Here is a 22,524-nt window from a genome sequence, read left to right on the forward strand (position 1 = left end):
GGAGGCATTTTTATTATGGCATTTTTAAGTGATTTAAAGGGATTTTACGGAACAGGTGAAAAGAACAGGGCAGGACAGTCATTAGAGGAATTTCTGGAGCATTATAATCCGGCCAAATATGAAAGCCTGTGCAATACAGCAGATATCGTAGTAGTCAGGTGTGAAGAAAAACTGACTCACTGGGGACAGCCGTTAAAAGTCCTTATGGTAAAGCGCAGCAATCATCCAAGCATCGGTTTCTGGGCAACACCGGGTGGTTTCGTAGAACTGAAAGAAGACATCAGCGAAGGGGCTGCCAGAGAACTGGAAGAAGAGACCTGTGTAAAAGGACTGCCTTTACGCCAGATGCGTACCTGGGGTGAGTGGCAGCGCGATCCAAGATGGCGTATCATCACCACCTCTTATCTTGCTTTAGTAGAAGGAGATTTAAAGGTACAGGCTGCAGACGATGCAAAAGATGCCCAGTGGCTGGATATTGATCTAAAGCTTTTAAGTACAGAAGAAAAAGAAGATCATTCTTCTTCTGAGATCTGGGAACTGTCACTGACCAATAAGGAACAGGACATTGCTGTTTCTGCAAAAGTAGAGATCACACACTCTGGTCATCCGCTGATCAAGGAAGAATCCTATCATTTATTAGAATCAAATGGTATCGCCGTAGACCACGGCTGCATTATCACCAACGCGCTCCTTTACCTTAAGGGCCAGCTGGAAGGGAAGTAAAACAGATTGAGAACAAATTTGATGCAGGAAATACCGGAACGCTTCTGGAGCTTATTCCGCTCTGTGAACCGTTCCACCTATATAGAAGCTCTTTTAAAGATAAATGAAGAATATGAATACAGCAATTACTTTTTAAGCCGTGAAATGTGCATCCAGCTTTTAAGCAGCTATTTTGCCCAAAAACGGTGCGTGATCTGGCAGGACGAGCTGGAAGAGGAAGAAGATCAGTTAGAACCGCCTGCTACCCGTGTTTTAAACTGGCTGTTAAAGACCGGCTGGCTGCGGAAAGTAGACGATTATTCTGCCATGACCGTGAACATTGTCATACCGGACTATGCAGCGGTGATGATAGAGGCATTTTCCCGCCTTTCCAGTGAGCAGGCAGATGAAACCAATATTTACATTCAAAACGTATATGCCATTTTATTCTCTTTAAAAAACGACAGCCGCGCTGGTATTGGACTTTTAGATACTGCCATTGTAAATACGAGGAAATTAAACAAATCTCTTCAGGATCTGCTTCACAACATGGACACCTTTTTTGGAAACCTGCTGGCACAGAAAGACTATGCCCAGCTGTTAAAAGACCATTTAGAAGGTTATGTCCAGGAGATCGTCAATAAAAAGTATCATATTTTAAAGACATCGGACAACTTTTATCTTTATAAGACGGACATAAAAGCCTGCATCCGCTCCATGAGGGAAGATGGAAACTGGCTTGCCCGAGCAGGCGAGACTACGCCCTCAGAGGTGATCTTTGAAAAGCTGGATCAGTTAGAGCGTGGCTTTGACGATATTGAACACCGCATTACCAATATTGACAGGGAACATTCCCGCTATGTAAAGGCAACGGTTACAAGGCTTGGATATCTTCTAAATCAGGAAGATGACATGAAAGGCCTTGTGATCCAGCTTTTAAATAAGCTCAGCGCAAACCGTGGAGACGAGGCCATGATACAGGCAGTAGGAAACCGGATGAACCTTTCCCAGACCAGTCTGTTATCAGAAGAAGCTCTTTACAAACGCCGCCGTCCAAGAACGGATTTTGCAAAGCAGCTGCCAGATGAAAAGGCACTGCCAGAGCTTTCTGAAGAAGAGATATTAAATTATAATAAAGTAAAGAACCGCTACAGCCGCAAGGAGATCGAGGACTTTATCCAGGGCCACATGAAAGAAGGCTCCATGGAAGTAGACGAGACCACTGTAGGCAGCGATGAAGATTTTGAAAAACTGATACTGGCTTATGATTATTCCACACGTACCAAAAGCCGTTATCTGGCAATGGAAGAAGAGGAAGATCCTGTAAAAAACGGCCCTTATACCTATCCAAAGCTTCAGTTTGTAAGGAGGAACACCCATGAATGATATTATAGATGATCTGAATAATGGACCAGAAACAGACTGGAGCATTCCCTATTATGACAACATGACTGAAGAACAGCAAAAGGAGATCACAGACTCGATCCGACTGCTCCTTCGTCAGACCTTTGTCCTGGAACGGAAATACGATAAGAAAACAGAGCGTCTGCAGTATACTTCCTCTTACCGTATCATTACCAGGCATTTTCCATTTATCCGCCATTATCTGGCAGTATCCGGCATTGAACTGATGGAGAACAGCCACATGGGCATTTTCTATGTCCAGGGAGAAGACCTGTTGGGAGAAAAGCTTTCAAAACTGGCTACCCTTTATCTGTTAGCGTTAAAGCTGATCTATGACGAACAGATGGAAAATGTTTCTACCAGTGTAAATGTATATACCACTTTAGGGGAAATACAGGAAAAGCTGGGAAATTACCGCTTATTTAAACGCCAGCCTGCGCCTACGGATATCCGAAGGACACTGGCATTACTTAGAAAATACCAGATCATCGAGCCTTTAGAGCTTTTAGATGACTTAAACAGCAAAAGCCCTTTTATCATCTATCCCTGCATCAATGTAGTACTGTTAGGAGATGATGCGCGGGCCTTATTAGAAGATTTTGGTGATGACAGTGAAGGAGGAATGGATGATGGAAGTGATGAATAATACTCCTTTTCTGGCATTTACAAGGATCGCCTTAAACAACTGGCACTATATTTCCAGGAAAGTCCTTTCTTTAAACAGGGAAATCAACTTTTTTACCGGCCATTCCGGAAGCGGAAAATCCACTGTGATCGACGCTATGCAGCTGGTACTGTATGCCAATACAGACGGCCGGGGATTCTTTAACAAAGCCGCAGCTGATGACTCAGACCGAAGCCTGATCGAATACCTGCGTGGTATGGTAAATATTGGTGAAAACAACGAATTTTCTTATTTGAGGAACCAGAACTTCAGTTCTACTATTGTTCTGGAGATGCAGCTGACAGGTACAGAAAATTTTCAGTGCATCGGCATTGTATTTGATGTAAATACCGCTTCTAACGAAGTTTCAAGACGTTTCTTCTGGCACAAGGGATCTTTATGGGAAAATGAATACCGCACAGCTTCAAGACCTATGTCTATCAGCGAGGTGGAGCAGTATTTAAGAGAGAACTACAGCAAAGAAGATTATTTTTCCACTTCCCACAATGAACGGTTCCGCCGGATCCTTTATGACAGCTATTTAGGCGGTCTTGACAGCGAGAAATTTCCTCTGCTGTTTAAACGGGCTATCCCATTCAGGATGAACATCCGCTTAGAGGACTTTGTAAAGGAATATATCTGCACCGAGCAGAATATCCATATTGAGGACATGCAGGAAAGCGTCATGCAGTATGGACGGATGCAGAAAAAGATCGAGGACACCTGTGAAGAGATCCGCCAGTTAAAGGCCATGAAAGAAGCTTTTAACGAATATGATCTGTTAAGAGAAAAGCAGGAAAAATACAGCTGGTTTGTGAAGAAATTAGACCTTTTAGATACCCGGGCAAAGATCCGTATGTTTTCTGATAAGATAGATCAGGGCAAAGAAGATCTGGATCGTCTGGGAGAGGCAAAAAGATTAGTAGAACGGCAGATTGCTGATCTTACAAAGGACAGTGACGAACTTTTAAAGAGGATCGCATCTACCGGATATGAAGAATTAAAGGAGCAGCTTTCTTCTTTAAATGCTCTCTGCGAGCAGTTAGGCCACAGCGAAGCCAAATGGCAGAAGACCTTAAATGCTTTAAAGAAATGGGAAGAAGAAGAGATTGTTTCCAACCAGACCTTATGGGATATTGAGGAATTTGAAAACAGGAGCATTGATAAGGCTGCGTTAAGACGTTTAAAAGCATCACTTTCCTCTATGGAAGCGGATACAGAAAAGCTGCGCCAGGAAACAGTCAGCCAGATCAATGAACTGAAAAAGGCAGAGAAGCTTAAAAAACTGGAATTAGAACAGTTAAAAGCAGGAAATAAAGCCTATCCTGGTTATCTGGAGGAAGCCAGAGGCTTTTTACAGCGCCGCTTACTGGAAGAAACTGGAAAAAGCGTGGATGTGTATATCCTGGCAGACCTGTTGGACATCCGGGACGATCAGTGGCGCAATGCAGTGGAAGGCTACCTGGGCGGAAATAAATTAAATCTGGTAGTGGCCCCAAAATATGCTAAAATAGCCTTAGGCATTTACAGGGAACTGGATAAGAAAAAGTTCTGGAATACAGCGGTCCTGGATACAGAAAGGGCTTCTGAATACAGCAATGAGGCGCTAAAGGACTCTCTGGCAGAGGAAGTTTCTGTCCGTGAAGCTTATTTAAAACCATATATCAGCCTGCTTCTTGGAAAGGTGATAAAATGTACTTCCATAGAGGAACTGCAGAAAAATGCCATTGGCATTACCCCGGACTGTCTTCTTTACCATACTTTCCGGCTCCAGTATATCAATCCGGAAAATTACACCCGTCTTGCCTATATTGGTAAGGACAGTATGCGAAAGAGAGTAAAGCTTCTGGATAAGGAGCTGGAAGAAACTGCAAAAAAACGGGCTCCGTTAGAGGAAACCTTAGCCGACTGCAAACGTATTTTATCCCTTGAGACTTTAAAAGAGGAAACTGATGAATATTTCCAGTGGCTTTCTGATATGGATGCCAGACAGGAAAAGTTAAAAGAAAAGGAAAAACTTTCAGAACGCATGGAAACGCTGCGCCAAAAGGATGTAAAACAGTTAGAAGCTGACAGAAAAGCTGTTTTAGAGCTGACAGACGGTAAAAAGCGGGAGCGGGATGCCATTCAGGAACAAACACTAAATAAGAAAAATGAACTGGAGCGTTTTTCCCAGACCATTATAAAGCTGGAAACAGAAGCAGCAGGACAAGGAAGAGATGTTCCTGAAAACGAGGAACATGAGCGGGAATTAAATGCTTATCTGGCGGACAAGGATCATCCACGTTTTGACCAGGAAAAAGAGGCTTACCAGTCCAAATGTCAGATCTTAGAGCAAAAAAGCACTCAGGCCAAAGAGCATTTAATGGGACTGCGCAGCGAATACATCCGCCTTTACCCAGGAAGAAATGTGCCTGTAAGCAGCAGTGACAATGCCGCTTATGATAAGATATTAGACCGTCTTGCCTGCGATGACCTGGAAATTTACAGAGAGCAGGCCGGAAAACAGGCAAAAGCAGCGGTAGAGCATTTTAAGGATGACTTTATGTATAAGGTACGAAGTGCTATTAAAGATGCCATGCTGCGCAAGGATGAACTAAACCGTATCATCAGCCGCCTGGACTTTGGTAAAGACAAGTATCAGTTCGTCATCAGCAAGTGTAAAGGGACAGACGGAAGATTTTATGACATGTTCATGGATGAATCCTTAGAGATTGATCCAGGCAGTCTTAGCGGCGGCATGGATAATCAGCTGAACCTGTTTTCCATAGAACATGAAAACCGGTATGGGGATCTTATAAACGAGCTGATCTCTATTTTCATCCCGCCGGAAAACGCTACAGCAGCCCAGCTAGAAGAAGCCCGAAGAAACATGGAAAAATACGCAGACTACCGCACCTATCTTTCCTTTGATATGCAGCAGCTGATCAAAAATGATGATGAGGTGATCCGTATTGGTTTAAGCCGTATGATCCGCAAAAACTCCGGTGGTGAAGGCCAGAATCCTCTGTACGTGGCCCTTCTTGCAAGCTTTGCACAGGCTTACCATATTGGTCATTCACCGGCAGTACGGCAGAGGCCATCCATCCGTTTAGTTATCCTGGATGAGGCATTTTCCAAAATGGATGCGGAAAAAGTAGCAAGCTGCATTGAACTTATAAGAGGACTTGGCTTCCAGGCCATTATCAGCGCTACCAATGACAAGATCCAGAATTATGTGGAAAACGTAGACAAAACCTTTGTATTTGCAAATCCAAGTAAAAAATCCATTTCTATTCAGGCCTTTGAAAAGGACAGAATGAAGGACCTGGCTGCAGAAGTGGATAATGAGGCTTAGATGTATAGAAATGTTACAGATGCATAAAGCTAAGAAAAGGAGAAGACACTTATGACACAGTGGAAGATCCAGCCAGAAGACTGGAAAGAAGACTACAAAGAATTTGACGAAGCAACAGAAAAGTTTTACAGGGGGGAAATGGATGCAAAAACCTATAAGGGCATTTCTGGCGGCTTCGGAAGCTATGCCCAAAGAGGCGGAAATGCCAGTATGCTCCGTCTGCGTATGTCCGGCGGTGTTATGGATCTGAAGAAGCTTAAATTCATTGCTGACGCTATTGAGACATACCACATTAAAAGAGTCCATCTAACCACCTGCCAGACTTTACAGCTTCACGACCTGGATGAAGAGACTGTAAAGATTCTTGCAGTAGAAGCCTTGAAATGCGGCATCGTTACCAGAGGTGGTGGTGGAGACTTTCCAAGGAATGTAACAGTTTCTCCCTTATCCGGAATTGAAAACGGAGAATATTTTAATGTACTTCCATGGGCACTGGCTGCTGCAGACTACCTGATGACTTATATTAAAGGACCGAAGCTTCCAAGAAAGTTAAAAGTTGGTTTTTCCAATACACCTGCAAACCTGACCCACGCAACCTTCCGTGATTTGGGCTTTGCAGCAAGAGAAGACGGGACTTTTGATGTTTACAGTGCAGGTGGTCTGGGAAATAACCCTGCTTTCGGCGTAAAAGTAGCTGAAAAAGTTGAAAAGAACCAGATTCTTTACTACATTGAAGCTATGCATCAGATGTTTTTAACTTATGGTAATTATGAAAACCGTGCAAAGGCAAGAAGCCGGTATATGCAGCAGACCTTAGGCGGTGCTGAACAATATAAAGCAGCATTTTTAGAGAAATTAAAAGAAGTAAAAGCGCAAGGGAAAGATCTGACCCTACAGCTTTCTGAGGATGAAATGGAATGTGGCACTGCTGCAGGCTTAAGCACCTGCAGCCACGATACTGAGCAGGAAAATAACGGCCCGACTGCTGTATTTACTGCACCTGGAAGAAATCGCGTATATGCCCAGAAACAGCCGGGGCTCTATAGCGTGCTCTGTCATCCGGTCGGTGGAACACCGGATCCTGTTTTATTTGTAAACCTGTACAAAGTAATCTGTGATATTCCAGGTGCACAGCTTCGCCTTTGTCCAGATGAATCATTCTATGTAATTAACTGCCGCGAAGAAGATTTAGGACCTGTTCTGCACGCAACAAAGGGTGGGGCTAAAACTGTTTTTGAAGAATCTGTAGCCTGCATTGGAGCCCATGTATGCCAGCAGGGCATCCGTGATTCCCAGGGACTTTTACAGAAACTAGTGGAAATGGAACGAAAAGAACAGTTTGCTGACGGAATTCTGCCAAAGATCCATATTTCCGGCTGCCCATCTTCCTGCGGTACCCATCAGATTGGCGTGATCGGTTTCAGAGGCGGTGCCAAAACTGTAGATAACGTGCTTAAACCAGCATTTAATCTTTATATCAACGGCAGTGATGTCCAGGGCCAGGAACGTATGGGAAAAGAAATTGGAACTATGTTAGAAGAACAGATCCCTGACTTTTTATGTACATTGGGACATACAGTAAGTAACAGTGGCACAGATTTTAAAACCTGGTTTGCAAAGAATCCGGAAGGTATTGAATCCATTGCAGTATCTTTCCTTGTATAAAACGCTTTTCATTTTAACCGGGCTGGTGTATAATCTTCATATCATGCCCGATTTTAGGAGGAAACAATGGGATTATTTTCAAATAAAAAAGCTCAGGCAGATGGATTTTCATTTGCTGTAGATGAAGTTTATGCATTAAAAGAAGGAAAAAGCGTAGTTGTTACCGGCAAGATGACAAGTGGAAAAGTAACTCCGGGAACGGCTGCTATCTGTTTAGACGAAGAAGGAAAGCCGGCTTTCCACTGCACCATCGAAGGGATCGAGCAGGGAACCAAGTTAATGAAGATAGCTTCTGCTGATATGAAGGGAACTTATGGACCACATTATGGCTTTAAATTAAGGGGCGCTGTAAAAGAAGATGTTCCCAAAGGCGCAGTTTTAGTTCCTGTTACTGATGAACTGTTAGAAACAGTAAGCGAAACTGAAGAACCGGCGTTTACAGCTGTTCCTGCTCCAAAGATCATTGATTTTGCAAAGTTCTCCGGTCTTACCATGGATGATTTTACCGGTGTGCCAGAAGCAAATGAAGCTGATCTGGAAGCAGTTAAAAAAGCAGGAGAACGGGATGAAAACCTGGCAGCCCTTCTGCCAAAGAAGAGGGAAGATGAACTTTCTATCCTGGTTGCAGGAGAAGGAAGTCTTTCCGAAGCTTTACTGGTGCCTATGTCTGTAAAAGAATGCATTTTCATGATGTGCCGCTTACAGCAGATGAATGAACAGGCAGAAATGCCAGATTACAACGAAAAAGGACAGCTGATCTACGATGCTATTGTTGAAAAGTTAAAAATGGCATCTTCCCTGTATGTGCTTTTAGATAAAGCTACCGGTCTTCCTTATATTATTGAGGGGACCATTGATGTTTACTCTGAAGAGATCCTGGCAAAACATGCCCTGCATTTTTATGAGAACCAGTACCATAAATCTTTAGTATTAAAAGAAATTCCAAAGAAGAGTACCGGACTTCCAGGACGGATCAGCCTGTTTGCATGGCTGTACTATCTGGGAATGGATAACATTCTTGTTAATAACGGATCCTACCAGTTGTTAATGAAACGCTCTGACTTCTTAGAAGATATTGCGGAAGAAAAGGGAGCAGAACTTCCGGTTCCTGTATTCAACCCGGCTCTGCGCTTTGAAATGGCAGATCTTATGGGTGAAGTAAGATGGCCTGTAACTTATCCTGAAAGAGAAGAAAAATTGGCAGCAAAGAAAAATGCTGTATTAAATGAACTGGTTAAGAGTAAATTACTGGTTCCTGTTAAATACAATGGTGACTTAAATGTAGGGCAGAACAGTTTAAGTGCAGAACAGGGACAGGGCCTGATCCTTCCGCGGATCACCAATAAGCAGAAGCAGTCCTTCCTTCCACTGTTTACAGACTGGATGGAATTTGAGAAAGCTTATAAGCGCAACGACTGGGGCTGTGTTGTCTTTACCATGGCAGATGCCATCCGGGCAACCGGCGGTGACAACATCGTTATCAATCCTCTCACTGAAAATCTGACTCTTGACAGAGAGGATATGAAGGCGGTCATTGAAATTTATAAAAATCTTAAAAACGTCAAGTAAAAATACTTGACATTGCTTTCCACATCGTGTATGATAGCACAGGTGGTTGAAATGGAAAAAATCGTTGAACAGGGTCTGTTGTTTGATTTCTATGGAGAACTGCTGACGGAACACCAGCGTCGTATTTACGAAGATATGGTGTTAAATGATCTTTCGCCCAGCGAGATCGCAAAGGAGCAGGGGATCAGCCGTCAGAGTGTTCACGATCTTAAGAAACGGTGCGACAAGATACTGGAAGAATATGAAACAAAATTGCAGCTGGTAGCCAAGTTTATGAAAATCCGGGAGATGATCCGGGAATTAGATGATCTTGCTGATACCTGTGCAAAAACCAGAGATATGGCTCTGATCGACCAGATCCGGAAACTTTCCGGAGAGATTACAGCCACACTTTAGGAGGTTATGAATGGCTTTTGAAAGCTTATCCGACAAATTGCAGAATATTTTCAAAAACCTACGTGGCAAAGGCCGGCTTTCTGAAGCAGATGTAAAAGCTGCCTTAAAGGAAGTTAAAATGGCACTTCTGGAAGCAGATGTAAGCTTTAAAGTAGTTAAGCAGTTCATCAGCTCCATTCAGGAAAGAGCTGTAGGGGAAGAGGTATTCGGAAGCCTGACACCAGGACAGACTGTTATTAAGATCGTAACAGAAGAACTGGTAAAGCTGATGGGCTCTGAAACCACAGAAATAGCCTTAAAACCGGGCAATGAGATCACAGTCATTATGATGGCAGGTCTTCAGGGTGCCGGTAAAACCACAACAACAGCCAAGATTGCTGCCAAGTTAAAAGCAAAAGGAAGAAAACCGCTGTTAGTTGCCTGCGATGTATATCGTCCGGCTGCTATTAAACAGCTGCAGATCAACGGCGAGAAAGTTGATGTGCCTGTATTCTCCATGGGCGATAAGATCAGCCCGGTGGATATTGCCAAAGCCGCTGTGGAACATGCTTCCAAGAACAATTTTAATGTAGTGATCCTGGATACAGCCGGCCGTCTTCATGTAGATGAAAACATGATGGAAGAGCTGGAGCAGATCAAGGAAGCAGTCAATGTATATCAGACCATACTGGTAGTTGATGCCATGACTGGTCAGGATGCAGTCAATGTTTCCGGAACCTTTAATGATAAGATCGGTATTGATGGTGTGATCCTTACAAAGCTGGATGGCGATACCCGAGGCGGTGCAGCCCTTTCTATCCGCTCTGTCACCGGAAAACCTATTTTATACATCGGTATGGGAGAAAAGCTCTCTGACCTGGAGCAGTTTTATCCAGACCGTATGGCCTCCAGAATCCTTGGAATGGGTGATATCCAGTCTCTCATTGAGAAAGCAGCAGCCCAGGTAGATGAGGAACAGGCCAAAGAGTTATCCCAGAAGCTGCGCAAGGCAGAGTTTGATTACAATGATTTCTTAAACCAGATGCAGCAGATCAGGAAAATGGGCGGTATGGGAAGTATCCTTTCCATGATGCCTGGTGTGGGGAGCCAGTTAGCTGGTGTAGATATGGATGAAGGCGAACGGTCTATGCACCGTGTAGAATCTATTATCCTTTCCATGACAAAAGAGGAACGGGCTAATCCGGGACTGATAAATCCATCCCGCAAACAGCGTATTGCAAAAGGCGCTGGCGTAGATATTGGCGAAGTAAACCGTCTGGTAAAGCAGTTTGACCAGATGAAAAAAATGATGAAACAGATGCCGGGACTCATGGGCGGCGGCAAGCGCAAAGGCATGAAAGGTCTTGGCGGTTTAGGCGGTCTTATGGGCGGCAAGATGAAGCTTCCATTTTAAGCTTCTGGCAAACTTAGATAGTCAGACAGGTGTTCCTGTATGTCTAACATATAAAAACGAAAACAAATAGAAAAGATTAATTTTACGGAGGTATGTAACAATGGCAGTAAAGATGAGATTAAGAAGAATGGGACAGAAGAAGGCTCCTTTTTATAGAATCGTAGTTTCTGATTCCAGATCCCCAAGAGACGGAAAGTTCATCGAGGAAGTTGGATATTATGATTCCACCAAGGATCCTAGCGTGATCAAGTTTGATGAAGAAGCTACCAAGAAGTGGTTAGCAAATGGCGCTCAGCCAACCGAAACTGTAGGAAAGCTGTTAAAGATCGCTGGTATTCAGTAATCTTTAATCAAATGAGGTGGAGAGATGAAGGAATTAGTCGAAGTGATTGCGAAAGCATTAGTCGATAACCCGGATGCGGTTGTAGTCAATGAATCCCTGAAAGGTGACGACACACTGATCGAACTTACGGTAGCTCCTGCCGATATGGGCAAGGTCATTGGCAAACAAGGCAGGATCGCAAAAGCAATCCGTTCCGTAGTCAAGGCCGCTGCCTCAAAGGAAGACAAGAAAGTAATCGTAGAGATTCAGTAAAAAAGGAGGGACTGCCGCAGAATAGATACAGCTATTTTGCGGCAGCCCTTTTTAGTTAATGTACTCTCGGAATCTTTTTGTACTTGATTTTGCGAGAAGATTTTTTGTCAGTTGTGCCCAAATTTTTGAGGCGTACGCGGTGCGTACGTTGATAAAATTCGGGTGCGACTGGCGAAAAATCGGCCGCAAAGGCAAGTGCATGAAAGACTCCGAGAGTACATGTTATATATTTATATACAGAAAGGATCTTATATTTATGGAAAACATGCTGCGTGTAGGTGTAGTGACATCTACTCATGGTGTAAGAGGCGAAGTAAAGGTTTTTCCTACCACGGACGATGCCAAGCGTTTTAAAAAGTTGAAAACGGTTATTCTGGACACTGGAAAAGGACAGACTGCTTTAGAGATCGAACAGGTAAAATTCTTCAAAAATATGGTCATCTTAAAGTTTAAAGGCTATGATAATATCAATGATGTAGAAACCTGGCGCCAGAAAGACCTTCTTATTACCAGAGAACAGGCCGTTGCCTTAAAACCAGATGAATACTTTATCACAGATCTGATTGGTCTGCAGGTAAATGATGATGAAGGAAATGAAGTAGGCACTATCAAAGATGTACTGGAAACAGGGGCAAATGATGTATATGTAGTAGCTCTTCCAAATGGAAAGGAGCTCCTCCTGCCTGCTATTAAAGACTGTATCCTGAATGTGGATATGGAAAATGGTGAAATGACAGTTCATATCCTGGATGGTTTAATGGATCTGTAAGAAAGGACTTGATGCTATGCCCACCATCACTGTTTTAGACGAGACCACCATTAATAAGATCGCAGCCGGAGAAGTGATCGAACGGCCTGCTTCTGTTGTAAAAGAGCTTCTGGAAAATGCCATTGATGCCCAGGCCACAGCTGTTACCGTAGAAATACGTGATGGTGGCTGCAGTCTGATCCGCATCACTGATAATGGTTGCGGTATCCCCAAAGATCAGGTTGCCACAGCCTTTTTAAGACATGCCACCAGCAAAATACATACAGTAGATGACTTGATGACCATCGGTTCCCTTGGCTTTCGCGGAGAAGCTTTAGCCAGTATTGCTGCAGTTTCACAGGTAGAGCTGATCTCAAAAACAGCCCAGACTCTTACTGGTATCCGTTACCAGATCGAAGGCGGGAGAGAAAAAAGCTTAGAGGAGATTGGTGCTCCTGAAGGGACCACGATCATCGCAAGAAACTTGTTTTTTAATACTCCGGCCAGAAAGAAGTTTTTAAAAACCCCTGTTACAGAAGGGACTCATGTGGCTTCTGTAGTGGAAAAGATCGCATTATCCCACCCGGATATTTCCATCCGTTTTATCCAGAATAACCAGAACAAGCTCTATACTTCCGGTAATAATAATCTGAAGGATCTGATCTACACAGTATTTGGCCGGGAGATCACTGCCAATCTGTTAGAAGTCCATGCACAAGGACCTGGGATCACCATTACCGGCTATATTGGAAAACCGGTGATAGCACGTTCTAACCGCAATTATGAGAACTATTTTGTCAATGGCCGGTTTGTACGCAGCAATATCCTTTCTAAAGCCATAGAAGAGGCTTACAAGCCTTTCATGATGCAGCATAAGTATCCCTTTACCATGCTGCATTTCCAGATCGATCCGCAGACACTGGATGTAAATGTCCATCCAACCAAAATGGAGCTGCGCTTCAGTGATGGTGAATTTATATATGAGCAGACAGTAAACGCAGTATCAAATGCCCTGGCACACAAAGAACTGATCCCGGATGTAAACTTAAACGAAAAAGGTGAGCAGGATACAAGGCGTTTTGAGGTGAAAAAAGCTCCAAGACCGGAGCCTTTTGAGACAAAACGAAAAGATGTACTGGAACAGCAGAAGTTTCCTGCAGCGGAAAAATCCGCGGCTGTTTCTGCTGAAGGAAGTTATCGCCAGATCGCGCCGCCGAAACCTTCTTTTGTAAAAGAACCGGATATTTCGGATATGATGCCGGAATGGCTGAAGGAAAGAAAAAAAGCGGAAGAAGAGAACCTGAAAGCTTTTAGAAAGCAGGACAACAATACAATTAATGAGAAAATATCTCAAAGCAATACAAGTTCAGGTAATAGCGCGCAGACTTCTGTTAACAGAAATACACAGCTGGATTTTGCATCAAAGAATATTATGGATAAACCCATTCCTGATATGCCTGCAGCTACGGCTCCCAAACAATTAGATCTCTTTGGGGAAAAGCTGCTGGATCCATCTTCCCGCCTGAAACATAAGTTGATCGGACAGCTCTTTGACACTTACTGGCTGATTGAATATAATGACCACTTATATATTATTGACCAGCATGCAGCCCATGAAAAGGTTCTTTATGAAAAGACGGTAAAAAGCTTAAAAGACCGCGATTACAATTCTCAGATGGTGGAACCGCCTATCATTTTAACTTTAAATCCAAATGAAGAGCTTCTGTTAAATAAATATATGGAATACTTTACCCACATCGGCTTTGAGATCGAACCTTTTGGCGGCCGGGAGTTTGCTGTCCGGGCAGTACCAGCCAATCTGTTTTCCGTTGCAAAAAAGGATCTGCTTTTAGAAATGATCGATGGGTTGTCTGATGAGATGGCTGCACACAGCCCAAACAGTATTTATGAAAAGATCGCATCCATGTCATGTAAGGCGGCTGTGAAAGGCGGTAATCAATTATCGGCTATGGAAGCAAATGAACTGATCGACCAGTTATTGAAGTTAGACAATCCTTACGCCTGCCCTCATGGACGTCCCACCATTATCTCCATGAGCCGCTATGAACTGGAAAAGAAATTTAAGCGCATTGTATAAAGGAGAGCATATGAATACAGAGAAAAAGCCCCTTCTTATCCTTACAGGGCCTACAGCTGTAGGCAAAACAGCTCTTTCCATCCAGCTTGCAAAAGCAGTAGGCGGAGAGATAGTAAGTGCAGATTCCATGCAGGTATACCGGCATATGGACATAGGTTCCGCAAAGATAACAGAGGAAGAAATGGAGGGAATTCCTCATTATCTTATTGATGTACTGGATCCCCAGGATGATTTTAATGTAGCCACCTTTCAGACACTTGCCCGCCATGCAATGGATGAGATTTATTCTCGTGGGAATATTCCTATTATCACAGGGGGAACCGGATTTTATATCCAGGCTCTGTTGTATGATATTGACTTCAAAGAGAATAATGAGAAAAATCCTATCCGTAAAGAATTAGAACAGCTTGCAAAGGAACTTGGGGACAAGGCACCAGGAGTTCTTCACGAGAAATTATCTCATATAGATCCGGAAGCTGCCAGGCAGATCCATGCCAATAATATAAAGCGTGTGATCCGCGCTATTGAATATTTCGAACAGACAGGTGAAAAAATCTCAGAGCATAATGAAGAAATGCATCAGAAGGAATCTCCTTATAATTTCTTATATTATGTTCTCACCAGAGACCGTAAGACTCTTTACGAACGCATTGACAAACGTGTAGATATTATGATAGCAAACGGTCTGGTAAAAGAAATAGAGGAATTAAAAGCTATGGGCTGTCACAGAGGCCAGACTTCCATGCAGGGACTTGGCTACAAGGAAATATTAGACTATCTGGACGGCAGTTGTACCCTTGATGAGGCTGTTTATATCCTTAAACGAGATACAAGACATTTTGCCAAAAGGCAGCTGACCTGGTTTCGCAGGGAGCGGGATGTACGCTGGTTAGACCTTGACAGGTACCAGGGAAATACGGATCTGATCCTTAAGGATATATTAAAGGATTGCGAAGAAAAACGAATCGTGCTAAAATAGCAAACCGAAAATCAATTATTTATTTAAGAGGAGTTATAAAACAATGGAACAGCAGATCTTAGACGGCATGTATGAACAGCTGGGTATCAGCAAAGAGGTTCTTGACTATGCCGCAGATATAGAAGAAAGCCTGAAAGAACGTTTTGAAGGGATCGACCAGGTTGCTGAATACAACCAGCTAAAGGTTTTAAAGGGCATGCAGGACAATAAGGTCAGCGATATCCATTTTGCCGCAACTACCGGTTATGGATACAATGATCTGGGGCGTGATACATTGGAAGATGTATATGCCAGTGTTTTCCATACTGAAAGCGCCCTGGTACGTCCCCAGCTTATCTCCGGAACTCATGCACTGCATATTGCCTTGTCCGGAAATTTACGCCCTGGAGATGAACTTTTATCTCCTGTGGGAAAACCATATGACACATTGGAAGAGGTCATCGGAATCCGTGATTCTGTAGGCTCTTTAAAGGAATATGGTGTCAGCTACCGTCAGGTAGACCTTCTCCCTGACGGCACCTTTGACTATGAGAACATTGCAAAGGCTATTAACGAAAAAACCAAATTGGTGACCATCCAGCGTTCCAAAGGCTATGATCCACGTCCTACCTTTTCTGTAAAACAGATCGGTGAGCTGATCGCTTTTGTAAAGAAGATCAAACCAGAGGTTATCTGCATGGTAGATAACTGCTATGGTGAATTTGTAGAAACCATTGAACCTACTGATGTAGGGGCAGATATGATCGTTGGTTCTCTGATCAAAAACCCAGGCGGTGGTCTTGCACCTATCGGCGGTTATATTGCAGGTAAGAAAGAATGTGTAGACAGAGCCTCTTACCGTTTAAGCGCTCCAGGACTTGGAAAAGAAGTCGGCGCAAGCCTTGGCTTAAACCAGCAGTTATACCAGGGATTTTTCTTATCCCCAACGGTTGTTGCAGGTGCATTAAAAGGAGCCATTTTTGCAGCTAATGTATATGAAAGATTAGGCTGTGGTGTTGTCCCAAACGGAAGTGAATCCCGCCACGACATCATTCAGGCCATTACTTTCGGTACTGCCCAGGGTGTTATTTCTTTCTGCAAAGGCATCCAGGCAGCTGCTCCTGTAGACAGCTTTGTTACTCCTGAGCCATGGGATATGCCGGGATATGACAGCCAGGTCATCATGGCAGCCGGCGCTTTTGTCCAGGGATCTTCCATTGAATTAAGCGCAGACGGCCCGATCAAACCACCGTACGCCGTTTACTTTCAGGGCGGTCTTACCTGGTATCACGCAAAACTTGGAATCCTTAAGTCTTTACAACAGCTTATCGATGACGGGGTTTTGAAAATTTTAAGATGACATAAAAAAAGACTTATGATAATATGATAACTTAAGGAGAGTGTTATGGGACGTAAGAATTTCTGGATTCTTCTGATCATGTTGCTTGCAGGCATTGTATTAGGAGGCTTTATGGGTCAGCTGGCCAATGGCATTTCATGGCTTAGCTGGCTGAATTTTGGCCAGTCTTTTGGTCTTGATTCACCTTTAGTCATCAACTTTGGCATACTTGTCATCACTTTGGGACTTACCATCAAGATCACCATGGCCAGCATCATCGGTATTGCCATTGCCCTTATCATTTACCGTATGATCTAGTATAATCCACGATAATTACCGATCCATTACACGCAGGATAAATTTTCATGTGCAAGGAAGCTGAATGAGGCGATGCCGGTAGCATCGTCGATTGAAGCCGATGCGGCAGATGGAAATTTAGACAAGTGAAAGGAGCGGATAATTATTGTAGATTATACTAGTACATCGTTTTCAATGTACTAATATTTTCCTTTGCTTCTGACAGATGTACTTGGAGAGGTGCTTAAGTCAGGAGGATGCAATGAAAAAAAAGATCCAAACAACAGAAAAAAATGTACAGAAACTGACCATGAAACAGCTGCCCAAAGAGGACAGGCCTTATGAAAAATGCCTGACACAGGGAGCCAGGTTCCTTACAGATGAAGAGCTTTTAGCAGTGATCATCCGTACTGGTTCCAAAGATGCCACATCTTTGGAACTGGCCAGAAGCATACTTGCTTTAGAAGGTCATGGCACCCGTCTTTTAGGACTTTTACATCATTCCCTGAAAGATTACTGCCGTATCAAAGGCATTGGAATGGTAAAAGGTGCCCAGCTTATGTGTATCGGGGAACTTTCCCGGCGCATCTGGAATTATAAGACCAAAGAAACCGTTCTTTCTTTCACCCAGCCAGAGCAGATCGCCGAATATTATATGGAAGATCTGCGGCATTTAGAACAGGAAGAGATCCACGTTATGTTCTTAAATACCAAACAGAACCTTTTACGTGATTTTTTGGTATCTAAAGGCACAGTTAATGCTTCTGTGATCACTCCAAGAGAGATCCTCATTGAGGGTCTTCGCAGTCTTGCAGTGAGTATGATCCTGGTCCACAACCACCCCAGCGGTGATCCATCTCCCAGTGAATCGGATCTGCTTTTAACACGCCGGGTAAAAGAAGCAGGAGATGTAATAGGGATCTCCCTTCTGGACCATATTATTATTGGAGATAAACGTTATCTAAGTTTCAGACAACAGCAGATCATGTAACATGATCTTATGGCAATACACGTTACTACATGTTTTACAGGTAAAGGAAATCAGATATCCATGGAATCAAAACGCAGCAAATATATACTGGCAGGTCTTACAGCCTTCTGTATCCTGCTCATTGGTATCACATCTTTAAAAGACGGCATTATGGAGCCTCTGCGCACCGGTGTAGGTTATTTTCTAATCCCCATCCAGTCTGGCGTCAACAAGGTAGGTACCGGGCTCTACAATGAGATCACCGATTACGGAAAATTAAAGAAAGCTTTAGCAGAAAACGAATCTTTAAAAGACCAGGTGGCACTTCTCACAGAAGAAAACAACAGGCTTCAGGCAGAACAGTTTGAGTTAAACCGTCTTCGTCAGCTTTATCAGTTAGACCAGCAATATATGCAGTATAATAAAATCGGTGCCAGAGTCATTGCCAGGGATTCTGAAAAATGGTTCCAGGTATTCCGCATTAATAAAGGCTCTGCAGACGGGATAGCTGTGGATATGAACGTAGTAGCAGACGGCGGTCTGGTAGGCCTTGTTACTGACGTAGGCGCCAATTATGCCACAGTCCGTTCTATTATTGATGACTCCAGCCGTGTAGGCGCTATGTCCCTTGATTCTTCCTATAACTGTATCGTTGCAGGTGATCTTACCCTTTATGAGCAGGGAAGACTGAAGCTGACTGATTTTTCAAGGGATGCCGTCCTTAGAAACGGAGACCAGATCATTACTTCCAATATCAGTACTAAATATCTGCCCGGCATTCTCATCGGTTATGCAGTAGATGTGTCCATTGATCCGGATCACCTGACCCAGTCAGGTTATCTGATCCCGGCAGCTGATTTTGACAATCTTCAGGAAGTACTGATACTCACAGATCTGAAAAACAGTAATAATGAGGAGGCTGGACAGTGAACAACGGAAAAGTCAAACAGATCTTATTAAATATCTTATTGATCCTTCTGGCCTTTACTGTACAGAACTGTGTATTCCCCCTGCTGCCATTTCTGGCAGCAACGCCTAACCTGCTTTTGATCCTCACTTTTTCCTTTGGTTTTATCCACGGACGGAATGCAGGCATGTTTTATGGTATTTTGTCAGGTCTGCTGCTGGATCTTTTCTACAGCGGGCCTTTCGGTTTTTATACACTGATCTACGTCTATATCGGCTATTTCAACGGTATTTTTACCAGATATTATTACGAAGACTATATTACACTGCCTCTGATCTTAAGCGTTGTAAACGGTCTTTGGTACAGTCTGTATATTTATATATTTCGATTCCTGATCCGAGGGCGTCTAAATCTGCCTTATTATTTTATCAAGATCATGCTGCCGGAGATCATATTTACAGCTGTGACCACCCTGTTAGTATACCGTCTGTTCCTTTCAGCCAGCAGACGGCTGGAAGATATTGGAAAAAGGAGAGATACCACCATTGTTTGATGAATTGCTGGAAGTAACCAGGGAATTTCTTAAAAAACTTATTACATCGCGCCTTTTTGCCCTGGCAGTTATATTTACCCTCATGTTTACCGGTCTAATCTGCAAACTGTTCCGCATGCAGATCCTGGATGGAAGCTCCTATCAGGAAAGCTATATGCAGCGTACGGAAAAGCTGGTGACTACTCCCGGCACAAGGGGCAATATTTATGACCACAATGGAAATCTGCTGGCTTATAACCAACTGGCCTACGCAGTTGCCATTCAGGATCTGGGCGATTATCCAAAAGCAGTTGACCGGAATGCCATGATTTACCGTCTTGTAAGCATTTTGGAGCGCAGGGGAGAGAAGATCGACGGCAAATTTGAGATAGCACTGGATGAGAACGGGCAGATGTATTTTACCAGTACCTCCAATGCTGCAAAAAAGCGTTTTTTATTGAACTTTTATGGCATTTCTTCCCAGCAGTTAGATGATGATACTGGAAAATATCCTTCAGATATAACTGCAAGAGAAGCCTTTGAGTTAAAAAAAGGAGCTACACGTCAGGGGTATAAGCTGACAGATATGAAAGATGCTGACGGAAATCCTGTGGAACTATCCGACCAGACAGCCCTTGACATGATCAATATCATCTATACCATGGAGCTGACCCGGTTCCAGAAATATGAAAGTACTACAGTGGCTACCAATATCAGCCAGGAGACAATGACTGAGATCAATGAGAATGCTGCTGACCTAAAAGGTGTTTCCATTGAACAGTCCTCTATCCGTGTATACAATGACAGCCTTTATTTTGCCCCTATCATTGGCTACACCGGTAAAGTACAGGAAGACCAGATCCACAATTTAAATGAAAACTGGCGGGCTTCCCAGAACACTGCCAGCTCTGAATCAGCAGATGAAGTAGAAAAATATGACTTAAATGATATTGTAGGGCGTATTGGCATCGAAAAATCCATGGAGCTGGAGCTTCAGGGTGAAAAAGGCTATACCCGCATGTATGTAGACAATATGGGACGTCCAAGGGAGATCATTGAACAACAGGATGCCCAGGCTGGAAATGATATTTACCTGACCATTGACCGTGATCTGCAGATTGCCACTTACAATCTGGTAGAACAGCAGTTAGCCGGCATTATCACCAAATTCCTTGTAAATGAAGATATTGACCCGGCAACTATAAAAGATGGTTCTAAAAAACCAATCCCTGTAAAAAATGCTTACTATCAGCTGATCAACAATAATGTCCTTTCCTTAGATGCCATGGCAGCAGAAAATGCTTCTGATATTGAAAAACAGATCTACCGGGCATACACAGCTTCCAGAGACCAGATCCTTACCAATATACGGAATGAGCTTTTAAGTGATCACGCTTCTAATATGAATGATCTGCCAAAGGATATGGCAAGCTACATGAACTATATCTACAGCTTTTTATCTTCCGACAGCTGCGGCATCGTCCTGCTGGATAAGATCGACCAGAATTCTGCCCCGTATCAATCCTGGAAGGCCGGTACTATAAGTCTGCGGAATTATATTTACAGCGGTATTGCAGCCAGCTGGGTAGATACTACAAAATTAGACTCCACCAGTAAATATTCCAATGCCGACGATATTTACATTCAGCTGGTAGATTATATCATTACCAGGCTTCAGGATGATAAGAGCTTTACCAAACGTATGTTCCGTTACCTGATCAATGATAATGTGATCCCGGGAAACTGGTTGTGCCTGGCTCTTTTCTCCCAGGGTGTACTAAAGGACGATCCACAGGCAAGAGCAGGGCTAGCTATGGGAGACAGTGCTTATACCTACAATTTTATTAAAAGCAAAATATCCAACCTGGAACTGACACCGGCCCAGTTAGCACTGGATCCCTGTACTGCCGGCTGTGTTGTGACCGATGTACGCACTGGTGAGATCCGCGCCCTGGTTTCCTATCCAAGTTATGATAACAACCGTATGTCTGGAAGCGTAGATGCAGCTTACTTTGCAAAACTGCAAAGTGATATGTCCAATCCGCTTTACAATAATGCCACCCAGGCGATCAAGGCTCCTGGTTCTACTTTTAAACCCATTACAGCCATTGCGGCACTGGAAGAAGGTGCTATCTCTTTAACAGATACCATTGACTGTACCGGTGTTTATGATCAGGCCAATCCGCCTATCAACTGCTGGATATTCCCGGGAAGACATGGAACAGAAGATATCATAGCCGGTATCCAGAATTCCTGTAACGTAGTATTTGCAGAACTTGGACATCGTCTTAGTATGACTGCTGACGGCACCTATTCTCCTGAAAAGGGTCTTTCTACGATCCGCAAATATGCCAGTATGTTTGGCTTGGACCACACTTCCGGTGTAGAGCTTCCAGAAACAGAGCCTCATCTTACCACAGAGGACCCGGAACGTTCTGCTATGGGCCAGGGAACTAACTCCTATAACAATGTACAGCTGTCCCGTTACATTTCAGCCGTTGCCAACCGTGGAACGGTATTTGAATTAAGCTTACTTGATAAACTGACTGACTCCGATGGAAATCTGATCACAGATTATACACCGGCAGTCAGCTCCCATGTAGATGCAGCAGACAGTACCTGGAATGCAGTCCAGGCTGGTATCCGCCGCGTTGTTACTGATGGTTCTGCAAAATCCGTTTTTGCCGGAAGCCCGGTAGAAGTTGCCGGAAAAACCGGTACTGCCCAGGAAGACCGAAGCCGCGCAAACCATGCGTTCTTCGTTTCCTTTGCTCCATACAGCAATCCGGAAGTCGCAGTGACAGTAAATATCCCTTATGGATATGCTGGAACCAATGCAGCTACACTTGGCAAAAAAGTTTATGAGTATTACTATGGTTATACCACGCTGGAACAGGTTTTAGGTTCCGGAGCTTCCAGCGTATCCAATGTGACTGTTGGAGATTAATGT

The 22,524-nt window shown here is 43.6% G+C and carries 19 protein-coding genes; all 19 read left to right on the top strand.

Translation table 11 applies throughout. The annotated features are described in order from the left end of the window. Positions 1 to 15 precede the first annotated feature (15 nt). The 19 genes from OGM16_14830 to OGM16_14920 all read left to right on the top strand — a co-directional run bounded on the left by OGM16_14830 (position 16) and on the right by OGM16_14920 (position 22,521). Positions 16 to 723 (top strand): NUDIX hydrolase, encoded by a 708-nt coding sequence (locus OGM16_14830; GenBank protein UYJ46059.1) that lies wholly within the window; start codon positions 16 to 18, stop codon positions 721 to 723. Between the two features lie 21 nt (positions 724 to 744). Beyond that, positions 745 to 2,088, top strand: coding sequence for a DUF5716 family protein (locus OGM16_14835; GenBank protein ID UYJ48478.1), 1,344 nt, complete (start codon positions 745 to 747; stop codon positions 2,086 to 2,088). Further along, positions 2,081 to 2,752: a DUF4194 domain-containing protein gene (locus OGM16_14840; protein ID UYJ46060.1), complete on the top strand. Its 672-nt coding sequence runs from the start codon at positions 2,081 to 2,083 to the stop codon at positions 2,750 to 2,752. The genes OGM16_14835 and OGM16_14840 overlap by 8 nt, the downstream gene beginning before the upstream one ends. After that, positions 2,733 to 6,107 carry a chromosome segregation protein SMC gene (locus tag OGM16_14845; protein UYJ46061.1) on the top strand — a complete coding sequence of 1,125 codons (3,375 nt, stop codon included), beginning with the start codon at positions 2,733 to 2,735 and terminating at the stop codon, positions 6,105 to 6,107. The genes OGM16_14840 and OGM16_14845 overlap by 20 nt, the downstream gene beginning before the upstream one ends. Positions 6,108 to 6,158: 51 nt before the next feature. Further along, on the top strand, positions 6,159 to 7,772 hold the full coding sequence (locus OGM16_14850) for a nitrite/sulfite reductase (protein UYJ46062.1): 1,614 nt from the start codon (positions 6,159 to 6,161) through the stop codon (positions 7,770 to 7,772). Between the two features lie 66 nt (positions 7,773 to 7,838). Further along, entirely contained in the window at positions 7,839 to 9,341 is a 1,503-nt protein-coding gene (locus tag OGM16_14855) for an SseB family protein (GenBank protein ID UYJ46063.1), read from the top strand. A 51-nt stretch (positions 9,342 to 9,392) separates the two neighbouring features. Further along, positions 9,393 to 9,737 carry a DNA-binding protein gene (locus tag OGM16_14860; GenBank protein ID UYJ46064.1) on the top strand — a complete coding sequence of 115 codons (345 nt, stop codon included), beginning with the start codon at positions 9,393 to 9,395 and terminating at the stop codon, positions 9,735 to 9,737. 10 nt (positions 9,738 to 9,747) lie between these two features. Next, complete coding sequence (gene ffh, locus OGM16_14865) at positions 9,748 to 11,130, top strand: signal recognition particle protein (GenBank protein UYJ46065.1); 1,383 nt, start codon at positions 9,748 to 9,750, stop codon at positions 11,128 to 11,130. 100 nt (positions 11,131 to 11,230) lie between these two features. Continuing rightward, entirely contained in the window at positions 11,231 to 11,473 is a 243-nt protein-coding gene (gene rpsP / locus OGM16_14870) for a 30S ribosomal protein S16 (GenBank protein ID UYJ46066.1), read from the top strand. A gap of 24 nt (positions 11,474 to 11,497) precedes the next feature. Next, on the top strand, positions 11,498 to 11,725 hold the full coding sequence (locus OGM16_14875; GenBank protein ID UYJ46067.1) for a KH domain-containing protein: 228 nt from the start codon (positions 11,498 to 11,500) through the stop codon (positions 11,723 to 11,725). A gap of 256 nt (positions 11,726 to 11,981) precedes the next feature. Then, positions 11,982 to 12,494 (top strand): ribosome maturation factor RimM, encoded by a 513-nt coding sequence (gene rimM / locus OGM16_14880; GenBank protein ID UYJ46068.1) that lies wholly within the window; start codon positions 11,982 to 11,984, stop codon positions 12,492 to 12,494. Positions 12,495 to 12,510: 16 nt separating this feature from the next. After that, positions 12,511 to 14,571, top strand: a complete 2,061-nt coding sequence (mutL, locus tag OGM16_14885) for a DNA mismatch repair endonuclease MutL (GenBank protein ID UYJ46069.1) — start codon at positions 12,511 to 12,513, stop codon at positions 14,569 to 14,571. A gap of 10 nt (positions 14,572 to 14,581) precedes the next feature. Next, the gene (miaA, locus tag OGM16_14890) at positions 14,582 to 15,550 is read left to right on the top strand and encodes a tRNA (adenosine(37)-N6)-dimethylallyltransferase MiaA (protein ID UYJ46070.1); all 969 of its coding nucleotides are present in this window, start codon (positions 14,582 to 14,584) and stop codon (positions 15,548 to 15,550) included. Between the two features lie 43 nt (positions 15,551 to 15,593). Then, on the top strand, positions 15,594 to 16,889 hold the full coding sequence (locus tag OGM16_14895) for a methionine gamma-lyase family protein (protein UYJ46071.1): 1,296 nt from the start codon (positions 15,594 to 15,596) through the stop codon (positions 16,887 to 16,889). 45 nt (positions 16,890 to 16,934) lie between these two features. Then, on the top strand, positions 16,935 to 17,186 hold the full coding sequence (locus tag OGM16_14900) for a DUF4321 domain-containing protein (GenBank protein ID UYJ46072.1): 252 nt from the start codon (positions 16,935 to 16,937) through the stop codon (positions 17,184 to 17,186). A 241-nt stretch (positions 17,187 to 17,427) separates the two neighbouring features. Continuing rightward, positions 17,428 to 18,156 carry a DNA repair protein RadC gene (gene radC, locus OGM16_14905; protein ID UYJ46073.1) on the top strand — a complete coding sequence of 243 codons (729 nt, stop codon included), beginning with the start codon at positions 17,428 to 17,430 and terminating at the stop codon, positions 18,154 to 18,156. Between the two features lie 60 nt (positions 18,157 to 18,216). Continuing rightward, the gene (gene mreC, locus OGM16_14910; GenBank protein UYJ46074.1) at positions 18,217 to 19,065 is read left to right on the top strand and encodes a rod shape-determining protein MreC; all 849 of its coding nucleotides are present in this window, start codon (positions 18,217 to 18,219) and stop codon (positions 19,063 to 19,065) included. Further along, positions 19,062 to 19,595, top strand: a complete 534-nt coding sequence (mreD, locus tag OGM16_14915) for a rod shape-determining protein MreD (GenBank protein ID UYJ46075.1) — start codon at positions 19,062 to 19,064, stop codon at positions 19,593 to 19,595. Before mreC ends, mreD begins: the two co-directional genes overlap by 4 nt. Continuing rightward, on the top strand, positions 19,588 to 22,521 hold the full coding sequence (locus OGM16_14920) for a penicillin-binding transpeptidase domain-containing protein (GenBank protein UYJ46076.1): 2,934 nt from the start codon (positions 19,588 to 19,590) through the stop codon (positions 22,519 to 22,521). Before mreD ends, OGM16_14920 begins: the two co-directional genes overlap by 8 nt. Positions 22,522 to 22,524 lie beyond the last annotated feature (3 nt).

The sequence above is a fragment of the Lachnospiraceae bacterium genome, from assembly GCA_025758065.1.
Lineage (GTDB): Bacteria > Bacillota > Clostridia > Lachnospirales > Lachnospiraceae > Enterocloster.

Bases quoted from the DNA above. Each gene is read 5' to 3' on its own strand.
- OGM16_14830 (UYJ46059.1), top strand. From the start codon at position 16: ATGGCATTTTTAAGTGATTTAAAGGGATTTTACGGAACAGGTGAAAAG.
- OGM16_14895 (UYJ46071.1), top strand. From the start codon at position 15,594: ATGGAACAGCAGATCTTAGACGGCATGTATGAACAGCTGGGTATCAGC.
- OGM16_14860 (UYJ46064.1), top strand. From the start codon at position 9,393: ATGGAAAAAATCGTTGAACAGGGTCTGTTGTTTGATTTCTATGGAGAA.
- OGM16_14850 (UYJ46062.1), top strand. From the start codon at position 6,159: ATGACACAGTGGAAGATCCAGCCAGAAGACTGGAAAGAAGACTACAAA.
- mreC (UYJ46074.1), top strand. From the start codon at position 18,217: ATGGAATCAAAACGCAGCAAATATATACTGGCAGGTCTTACAGCCTTC.
- OGM16_14845 (UYJ46061.1), top strand. From the start codon at position 2,733: ATGATGGAAGTGATGAATAATACTCCTTTTCTGGCATTTACAAGGATC.
- OGM16_14875 (UYJ46067.1), top strand. From the start codon at position 11,498: ATGAAGGAATTAGTCGAAGTGATTGCGAAAGCATTAGTCGATAACCCG.
- radC (UYJ46073.1), top strand. From the start codon at position 17,428: ATGAAAAAAAAGATCCAAACAACAGAAAAAAATGTACAGAAACTGACC.
- mutL (UYJ46069.1), top strand. From the start codon at position 12,511: ATGCCCACCATCACTGTTTTAGACGAGACCACCATTAATAAGATCGCA.
- OGM16_14900 (UYJ46072.1), top strand. From the start codon at position 16,935: ATGGGACGTAAGAATTTCTGGATTCTTCTGATCATGTTGCTTGCAGGC.
- OGM16_14855 (UYJ46063.1), top strand. From the start codon at position 7,839: ATGGGATTATTTTCAAATAAAAAAGCTCAGGCAGATGGATTTTCATTT.
- rpsP (UYJ46066.1), top strand. From the start codon at position 11,231: ATGGCAGTAAAGATGAGATTAAGAAGAATGGGACAGAAGAAGGCTCCT.
- OGM16_14835 (UYJ48478.1), top strand. From the start codon at position 745: ATGCAGGAAATACCGGAACGCTTCTGGAGCTTATTCCGCTCTGTGAAC.
- miaA (UYJ46070.1), top strand. From the start codon at position 14,582: ATGAATACAGAGAAAAAGCCCCTTCTTATCCTTACAGGGCCTACAGCT.
- rimM (UYJ46068.1), top strand. From the start codon at position 11,982: ATGGAAAACATGCTGCGTGTAGGTGTAGTGACATCTACTCATGGTGTA.
- ffh (UYJ46065.1), top strand. From the start codon at position 9,748: ATGGCTTTTGAAAGCTTATCCGACAAATTGCAGAATATTTTCAAAAAC.
- OGM16_14840 (UYJ46060.1), top strand. From the start codon at position 2,081: ATGAATGATATTATAGATGATCTGAATAATGGACCAGAAACAGACTGG.